The sequence below is a fragment of the Oceanicaulis sp. UBA2681 genome, from assembly GCF_002354675.1.
Classification (GTDB): domain Bacteria; phylum Pseudomonadota; class Alphaproteobacteria; order Caulobacterales; family Maricaulaceae; genus Oceanicaulis; species Oceanicaulis alexandrii.
Genome location: NZ_DEMB01000010.1, coordinates 10,215 through 19,033 on the forward strand (window position 1 = coordinate 10,215; position 8,819 = coordinate 19,033).

Annotated in this window: 6 protein-coding genes and 1 pseudogene; 4 read left to right on the plus strand and 3 right to left on the minus strand. The window is 61.1% G+C overall.

The window, feature by feature from the left end:
* Both B3M53_RS06755 and B3M53_RS06760 read left to right on the plus strand, forming a co-directional pair.
* A pseudogene (locus B3M53_RS06755) lies at positions 1-516 on the plus strand (amidase); the annotation flags it as partial.
* Between the two features lie 23 nt (positions 517-539).
* Positions 540-1,169 (plus strand): glutathione S-transferase family protein, encoded by a 630-nt coding sequence (locus B3M53_RS06760; protein ID WP_286799997.1) that lies wholly within the window; start codon positions 540-542, stop codon positions 1,167-1,169.
* Here B3M53_RS06760 and B3M53_RS06765 read toward each other — a convergent pair.
* The 3 genes from B3M53_RS06765 to B3M53_RS06775 all read right to left on the minus strand — a co-directional run bounded on the left by B3M53_RS06765 (position 1,166) and on the right by B3M53_RS06775 (position 5,096).
* Positions 1,166-1,804 (minus strand): class I SAM-dependent methyltransferase, encoded by a 639-nt coding sequence (locus B3M53_RS06765; RefSeq protein WP_022701904.1) that lies wholly within the window; start codon positions 1,802-1,804, stop codon positions 1,166-1,168. The genes B3M53_RS06760 and B3M53_RS06765 overlap by 4 nt on opposite strands.
* Complete coding sequence (locus B3M53_RS06770; RefSeq protein WP_028284798.1) at positions 1,801-3,861, minus strand: S9 family peptidase; 2,061 nt, start codon at positions 3,859-3,861, stop codon at positions 1,801-1,803. The genes B3M53_RS06765 and B3M53_RS06770 overlap by 4 nt, the downstream gene beginning before the upstream one ends.
* Positions 3,862-3,926: 65 nt before the next feature.
* Positions 3,927-5,096, minus strand: a complete 1,170-nt coding sequence (locus B3M53_RS06775; RefSeq protein WP_160091958.1) for a hypothetical protein — start codon at positions 5,094-5,096, stop codon at positions 3,927-3,929.
* A 302-nt stretch (positions 5,097-5,398) separates the two neighbouring features.
* Here B3M53_RS06775 and B3M53_RS06780 point away from each other — a divergent pair, with 302 nt between their 5' ends.
* Together B3M53_RS06780 and B3M53_RS06785 are read left to right on the plus strand one after the other, a co-directional pair.
* The gene (locus B3M53_RS06780) at positions 5,399-7,951 is read left to right on the plus strand and encodes a TonB-dependent receptor (protein WP_160091957.1); all 2,553 of its coding nucleotides are present in this window, start codon (positions 5,399-5,401) and stop codon (positions 7,949-7,951) included.
* Between the two features lie 398 nt (positions 7,952-8,349).
* Positions 8,350-8,819: Plug domain-containing protein (locus B3M53_RS06785; RefSeq protein WP_286800003.1), on the plus strand; the 470-nt coding region annotated here is incomplete at its 3' end.

Sequence of the window (8,819 nt, forward strand, 5' to 3'; positions counted from 1 at the left end):
CCGTTCGAAATTGACGAGCAGCCTTGGGAAACGATGCTGATCCAGCTGGAATGCGAGGCGGCTGCGGCGTTTGAAACGCTGACGCTTGAAGATCTGGACGATCAGCTGCGCTGGCAGGATGACGCCGCCTGGCCCAACACGTTCCGTCGCGCGCGCTTCGCCAGCGCTGTGGACATGGTCAACGCTGATCGCCTGCGCCGCAAGGCGATGACGATGATGGCTGAGACCTTTGAGGGCATCGACGCCATAATCGGCCCGAATTTTGCGGGCGGCATGCTGTTGATCACCAACTATACCGGCCACCCTCAGCTCGCCTTTCGCTCGGGATTCGTCGAGCAGCCCACACGGACGATTTTCGGCGCTCCGGTGGATGAGAGCGGCGAGACCTTCACCGTGCCCTACGCCAGCTCGCTCTGGGCGCCCTTGTTTGACGAAGGTGTGATCCTGGCGCTGGGCGCGCAGATTGAAGCGCGCCTGGGCGTGGCCGATACTCGCCCGCAAGCGTTCGCCGAGTAACGCATGCACAGGGAGAACCGACCATGAAGTTTTATGATTGCGCCAGCGCGCCCAGCCCTCGCCGCGCCCGCATGGTGATCGCCGAGAAGCGCATTGATGTAGAGACCGTCGAGATCGACCTGCGATCCGGCGAGCAATTCAGCCCTGACTTCATGGCGGTCAATCCCGGCTGCACGGTGCCCGCCCTGGTCACTGACGAGGGCGAGACCTTGTGCGAGAACGCTTCAATCGTGCGCTATCTCGAAGCGCTCTATCCTGACCCGCCGCTTCTGGGTGTGAGTCCGATCGAGCAGGCGCGGGTGGCCGAATGGGTGTGGCGGTCAGAGTTTGAAGGCCTGATCAGCGTGATGGAGGTGTTGCGCAACACCTCTAAATCCATGAAGGACCGCGCGCTGCCCGGACCAGACCCGGTGCCGCAAATCCCGGAACTGGCCGAGCGGGGCATGATGCGCGGCCAGCGCTTCTTCAAAACACTGGATGCGCGTCTGTCCGAAACGCCCTGGCTTGCAGGGGATTCCTTCAGCTTCGCCGACATCACCGCCTTTGTGTTTGTGGAGTTCGCAGCCTGGGTGAAGATGGTTCCCGGTGAAGAGCTGACCGCGCTCAGCACATGGCGCGACGCCTGCAAGGCGCGGCCCAGCGTTCAGGTCTAGGCTTGGCGTTTACGCGTCAGCCAGACGGATGCGCCGCCACAGCTGTCATCCCAGAAGCATTGCTCGACACGATCGAACCCGGCCTCATGAAGGCTCTGTTCAAAGCGTTCGGGCGCCAGGCTGGCGTGAAACAGGGCGTCGCCGAACATGTCGCCCCAGGCGACGCCATCACCGTCTCCGCTGGTGAACATGAAAGGCGCGCCGGGCGCTAGCGTAGCGCCGATGCGCTGGATCAGGCGCGCTTGGTCTTCTGCGGGCAGGTGAAAACTGGAATGCCAGGCGAGGGCGCCGTCATGGGGGCCGGTGAGCTCAATGTCGCGCATATCGCCGACACGCCAGGTCTGGTCGGGCCAGGCCTTTTGACAGAGCTCTATCATGGCGGGCGCGATATCCACGCCTTCGACCGCAAAACCCTGGTCGATAAGGTGAGCGGCGATGGGAAAACCTGATCCGCAGCCGAGATCGAGTATCCGTCCGCCCGGTCTTGTTAAGGCAAGAAAGCGCGCCATCCAGCCCGCTTCCAGAAACGTTTTTGCATGCCGCCGTCGAGCGTCAAACCGTTCGGCATGGCGCTCATAGATGTTTGCGATGGCGGAGGCGCCGAGCGCCTCCGCCTCCGGGTCGCGATCCCTCATTCCTCTTCGGCGTTGGCCGGGTCGTATTGCTCAAACCAGGCGAGAACGTGCCCGGCCTTCTGCAACAGGCGCGAGGGCCGGCTGTCAGCGATGCCGTGATAGGCGCCGGGAATGCGGACCAGGCGGCTGTCGATTCCGCGGATCTGCAGGGCGTTGTAATATTGTTCGGCCTCAAACACCGGCGTGCGGCGGTCTTCGCCGCCCACAAACACCAGAGAGGGCGTCTCAACATTGCCCACCAGCGAGAGCGGGCTGCGGCGCCAGTATTCCTCAGGCGCGTCCCAGGGCGTTACGCCGAACCAGTAGCGATAGATGCTCGGGCCGATATCGGCGGCGAGGGTGAAGCTCGTCCAGTTGATCACCGGCTTGCCCACCGCAGCGGCGGCGAAGCGATCCGTTACCCCGATCAATTGGGCTGTCAGAACGCCGCCGCCCGAACCGCCGGTGACGAACAGGCGCTCTTCATCCACAAACCCGCGTGCGACCAGCGCATCAATGCCTGACAGAAGGTCATCCACGTCCTGGCCGGGATAGGCCTTGTCGATCTCGTTGGCGAAGGTTTCGCCATAAGAGGTCGAGCCGCGCGGATTGGTGTAAAGCACCACATAGCCCGCCGCGGCGTAGAGCTGGACCTCACCGGAGAATTGCGGGCCATAGGCGGTGTGCGGGCCGCCATGGATCTCAAGGATCATCGGATAGGTCTGGCTGGGGTCGAAGCCGGGCGGATAGGCGATCCAGCCTTCGATTTCCTGACCATCGGCCGAGCTTTCCCAGGTGAAACGCTCCACCTCCGCCAGGTCGCGCAGGCCCAGCACATCCGCGTTCACATCAGTCAGCCGGTTCGCCAGGCCGCGCCGCGTGCCGACCCCCACATTGGCGAGATCCTGCGCACTGGCGAGCGTCGCCGCCCAGCGATCATTGTCAGACACGGTGAAAGCGCCTGACGTGTAAGGTCGGCCAAAGGTCGTGCCGCCGAGATCATCGCGCACCCGGTCGAGGCCGCCATTGAGGCCCGCATAACCCAATATGGTATGGCCGCGATCATCAAACCGGACCCATAGTCCCCGTCCGCGTTCATCCCATTCGGCCTGATCAATGCCGCGATCTAGGTCTGACAAGAGCTCACGCGGTTCGCCGCCGTTGAGCGACAAGACTTTCAGATCCGTATCAGCATGCGAGGTTTCAACACGCGGTGTGGAGAGATAGGCCAGAGTTTCGCCGTCCGGCGAAATGCGCGGACTGGATTCTCCACCCGGATAGTCGGTAATCTGGACCGGATCGGACGCGTCGAGCGTAATGGCGTAGATGTCGGCTTCACGGAAATCAAAGCCATCGGCTTCCCGTCCGCCGAGCGAGTAATAAAGCGCTTGGGAGTCCGGTCCCCAGCTGACGCCTGAAATCGAGCCATCGCTGACCTGGGTCAACTGACGCGGTGCGCCGCCATCTGCAGGCGCAACAAAGATTTGTGTAAAGCCTGAGGGCAGCTCTCCGGCGCCGTCAAACTCATACCGAGTGGTCTCATCCACCAGCGCCGGCGCCGCCCAGTCTGCGCCGCGCGGCTGCGCGGGCATGCCGATGTCGACCTGGGGTTCGGGGGCGCTCATGAACATGGTGAAAGCGATCCAGCGCCCGTCCGGCGACCAGCTGAGATTGCCGGCGCCGCCTGGCAGGTGAGCCAGAGTGGCGCTGCGTCCGCTATCCACCCATACGGTTTTGAGCAAACTCTGGTCGTCTTCATTGGCGATGTAGACAAGCTGGCTGGAGTCTGGCGACCAGCGCGCCGAAGAATATTCGCCAGCACCTGTGACAAGGGGCCGGTTCGAGCCGCCGTCATAGGGCGCGATCCACAATGCGGATCGCGTTCGGTCCGTCATGATGTCATTGGAGCGGCGCTGGTAGACGACATACCGCCCATTGGGGCTGATTTGCGGGTCGTTCGCCATTTCCAGGCTGAAAATGTCGGCCGCCTGCAAGGGGCCGCCCGCAGCTTGAGTCGATGCAAAGGCGCTGGGGGTCGCGAGCGCGCAGGCTAGTGAAGCAAGGAGTAGGCGGTTCATCATGGACGCTCCAAATCTTTGATCCGACAGCGTAGGGCCCTGAACCGCTTAAGGGCAAGGGGAGGTTATCGAGCAGAGTTGAGCAAGCGTGCGCGTGAGAGCCTGAACGGAGCGGCGGGGTGGGGCAATTGCCCCACGGCGCGACCGGCGATCAAGCGCGCACCTGTACGGGTGGCGGCGCGAAACGCCTCCCAGCTCTCGACCCGGTTGAAATAGACTGAGCTGCCGCCTCGCTTGGCGCTGGCCAGGAAACGGTCGATGTCCAGCCGGTCAGTTTCGGTCAGCCGTTCAGGAAAATCTGCGCCGATAGCGTCCACGCCCAGATTTTCAAACCGGCTCCAGAAGGGCCAGTCCGTGCGCACTTGAACAAACAGCTTGGCGGTTTGCGAACGCAGGATCCGCAAGGTTTCATCCAGCACGGTGGAGGGTGGATCGGCCGGGGCGTCCTTGATCTGGACCCAGACAAGCTGGCGCAAATGTGCCGGTAGATCGGCCAGCGCCATGACATATTGCGAACGCGTCCGGGGGTTGCTCAGCGACGTGTAGCCCGCCGGCACGATCAGCGCGCAGCGTGTCCCCGTCTGGACCAGTTCCTCAAGCGCTTCAGCCGCATCGTTCAGCACCGCCATGTCCACGGCCAGGCGCGCGTCCGGCTTCAGATCCGTCAGCATCAAATCTGTGTTGCGAGCCTGATACGGGGAGTCGACCTCAGCATTCAGCGCCCGAACGAAGTAACTGGCGACCGCTTCCCGCTTCATGTCCCAGACAGGCTGGTAGAACAGGGAAAAGGCTTTCTTCTGGTTTGGCTCTGTCTCGACAGTCTTGGCCTGACGCGGCTCATCAATCTCGGCGGACGCCATGGTCGCGGCGAATTCTTCAACGCTTAGCTGTTCGCTTTTGGCTTCAACCTTGAGCTGGTTGATGAAGGATTCGCCCAGAAAGAACTCTTCCATTTCATGGCTGATCTTATTGGTCAGCTTTTGCGCTTGTGGTCCGGACAGGGCTTTGAAAATGACCAGATAGCCACTGGCGCACTGAATGATCAGATCGTCCTCAGCCACCCGCTTGTCGATAATGGAGCGTGAGGCGATGAAGACCCGCTCGCGCCATTCCGGCCAGCGGTCGCCCGCCGCATCGCGCACCCGGTCCATGTTCACGAACTGATAGCGGCTTACGTCAATCTGCTCAGCGCTCGCCAGATGGCGCTTGAGCTGGGTCATCACGTCGTCGTTCACGCCCGGGTCTCTCCTTGGTTCGTCCTGATCTTAACCCTGAAGGCGTTGTCAGAGCGTAACTGTTTCTTTCAAGCGGAGAAGCGGCGTGAATAGCGAGATTGTGCTGCAATATGTTGCTGCGCCGCACCGGTAATAAATTATTCAAAGAAAAAAGGGCTTTTTGGGCCATTCTCGATTGAATGGAGCGCATGCAGCATCTTTTTATTGCGTTGCAAATCAGTCATGGTCCGCGCGTCCAGCCACAGGCTGATCAGATAGACAAGCAATCGGACGAAGATTGCGTTCAATCAGGGAGAGTCTCCATGGTGTCATCCTTTAACCGGATCGCCTTGCTTGCAGCGGCGTCGAGCCTGACGCTCAGCGCAGCATCTCAAGCACAAGTTTTCGATCAGGTCGGCGGCGGCGAACGCCGCACGGTCGACGTGATCACCGTCACGGCGCAGCAGCGTGAAGAAAGCGCGCAGGATGTTCCGATCTCCATCGGCGCCTATGACACCGAAGCGTTGGCCAATGCGGGCGTGCGTGACATCAAGGACCTGCAGGCCATTGCGCCGGGCCTGATCGTCACCTCCACCCAATCCGAGACCATCACCACCGCGCGTATCCGCGGCATCGGTACTGTGGGCGACAACTTTGGCCTGGAAAGCTCGGTCGGCGTCTACATCGACGGCGTGTTCCGCGCCCGTAACGGCGTGGGCTTCAACGACCTGGGCGAGCTTGAGCGGATCGAAGTGCTGCGCGGCCCGCAAGGCACGCTGTTCGGCAAGAACACCTCCGCCGGCGTTCTGAACATTGTCACCGCCGGTCCCGAGTTTGAACATGGCGGCGCTCTCGAAGCCACCGTCGGTGATTACGGATACTCGCGCCTGAGCGGTCATGTGACCGGGGCGATCTTCGAGGACGTGCTGGCGGGTCGTTTGTTCGCTGTGCGCGGCGAGCGCGACGGTTACATGGATCTCTACGTCCAGGATCGCAACGGGCAGTACACGGACACTGAATCCGACGATCAGGGCTTCTGGTCGGTTCGCGGCCAGCTGGAGTGGACCCCGAGCGAAACCGTCACCGGCCGCCTGATCGCCGACTATACCGAGCGCGATGAAGTGTGCTGTTCGGCAGCGTCCTGGGATTATTCTCCGGCGGGAATCGCACTGGTCAACTCGGTTGGCGGTGACGCTCTCTACCCGGCCGATCCTGAAGAGCGCGTGGCGTTCGCCAATCGCGAATACGACCAGATCGTCGAAGATTGGGGCGTGTCCGCAGAGTTCGATATCGAACTGCCCATCGGCACGCTGACGACGGTCACCTCCTATCGCAACTGGGAGAACGCACGCAGCCAGGACATCGATTACACCAGTGCGGATCTGGCTTATCGTGACCGCGAAAACAACTTCACCAATATCGAGCGTCTGTCTCAGGAAGTCCGTCTGAACGGTCAATGGGGCGATCTCGACTGGCTCGTCGGCGCCTTCTACTCCCATGAAGATCTCGTTCTGGGCGACGCCATCCGGATCGGTGATGACTGGGAAGCCTTCCTTGGGCGGTCTCTGACGGCTGGCTCCGTGCCGCCGCTCGGCACCCCGGCCGGCGTCAGCGCCGTTCTGGCGCAACTGACGGGTGGTTTGATCAACATTCCCCCGGGCTCCGCATATCTGGGCGGACAGGGCGTCAACCAGGACATTTACAACCAGACGGCTGACAGCTGGGCTGTGTTCACGCACAACGCCTACCGCCTGACAGACGACCTGACGTTGACGGCAGGTCTGCGTTACACCCATGAAAACAAGGACGTTTACGCGACGTTCGACACCAACCAGCCGCTGGCTTGCGCGGCTGTCGAGCAGGCGTTCGGCTTTGATCCGATCAACGGCTTCATTGCTGCGGCCGCTGCACAGGGCCTGCCGGCCGCCACGATCGCCAACGGCGCCACCGCCATCGGCAATATCTGTCTGCCGTATCACCGCTCCGGTCTCGATGCGAACGGCTATGATAACGAGCGTACCGACGAGGAAGTCTCCGGCACCTTGCGTCTGACCTATGACATCAATGACGATGTGATGGTCTATGGCGGCTATTCCCGCGGCTTCAAAGCGGGTGGCTTCAACCTGGATCGTCAGCTTAACGGCCCGATCGGCGCGGACGGTTATCTGAACTCGGATAACTCGTTTGCGGCGGAAACCGTGGACTCCTACGAGCTCGGCTTCAAATCCCAACTGTTTGGCAATGTGGTTCAGCTCAACGGCTCGGTCTTCTTCCAGCAAGTCGGCGACTTCCAGCTGAACACCTTTAACGGCATCGCCTTTGTGGTTGAGAGCATCGACGAAGCTGAAACCTATGGCGCAGAACTGGATTTCTTCTACGCCACGCCGATCGAAGGTCTCGATCTGACGGCTGGTTACGCCTACACCAACACCGAGTACACCGAGGTGAACACGGGCGACCCGCTGGTCGACGCGTTGCAGGGCCAGGACTTCTCGCTGGTGCCTGAGCAGACCTTCACCACCCAGGTGATCTACTCGCGTCCGGTTTTCGACAACCTGTTGGCCAGCGCCAGCCTGGATGCGCGCTGGGCGTCTGAATACAACACGGGTTCCGATCTGGACCCGGAAAAGGTGCAGGACGCTTTCACAACCGTGAACGCTCGTCTGGGCCTTGGTCGTGAAGACGGCGCCTGGTCGGTTGAAGTGTGGGGGCGCAACCTCACTGACGAGACCTACGCTCAAGTGGCCATCGACGCCTTCGCTCAAGGGCGCCGGGCTGGCGCGGGCACCTCGCTCGACTCCCGCGGCACGGCCAGTTATGCGGCCTTCCTGGGGGCTCCGCGCACCTGGGGTGTGACCCTGCGTACCGAGTGGTAAGAACACTCTTTACGACATAGCTGCAGATGCGAAAGGCCGGTTCCGAAAGGAATCGGCCTTTTCTTTTGTGTGTTTGGGCGATTCTGATTCAGAGAGAGCCGGGAAGTTTTGCTGCACATGCAGCGTGTATTTTCAATAAATAACGCATTTGGACTGAGCGACTGCAGCATAGATTGACGTTCGCGTCATCGTGACTGTGCCGCAACAGTTGTATATGAAAATTCAAAAAAGTACCTCATATGGCCTCTGCGGGAATGCTTAAGCGCTATTGGGTGCTTTCACGCTCTTGCAAAATCAGTCACCTTTGTATGGACATTAGTCAGCGATGAATGGCGCGGCGGAGCGCCTCACACGTCACCGGCCAGTCCGGACACGCTGAGTAGGGAGGAGACCAATTCATGATGTCTAAGTTCACGCGCACCGCTCTTTATGCGGCCGCATCCACTTTTGTGCTGGGCGCTGCTGCGCAAGCTCAGGTTTTTGACCAGGTCGGGGGCGGTGATCGCCGCACGGTCGACGTCATCACGGTTACGGCGCAACAGCGTGAGGAAAGCGCACAGGATGTTCCGATCTCCATCGGCGCCTATGACACTGATGCGCTCCAGAATGCGGGCGTAAAGGATATCAAGGATCTGATCTCGATCGCACCCGGGCTGATGGTCACCTCGACCCAGTCCGAGACGATCACAACCGCACGTATTCGCGGCATCGGCACCGTGGGCGACAACTTTGGTCTTGAGAGCTCCGTCGGCGTCTACATCGACGGTGTGTTCCGCTCCCGCAACGGCGTCGGCTTCGGCGACCTTGGCGAAATCGAGCGCATCGAAGTGCTGCGCGGTCCGCAAGGCACGCTGTTCGGCAAGAACAC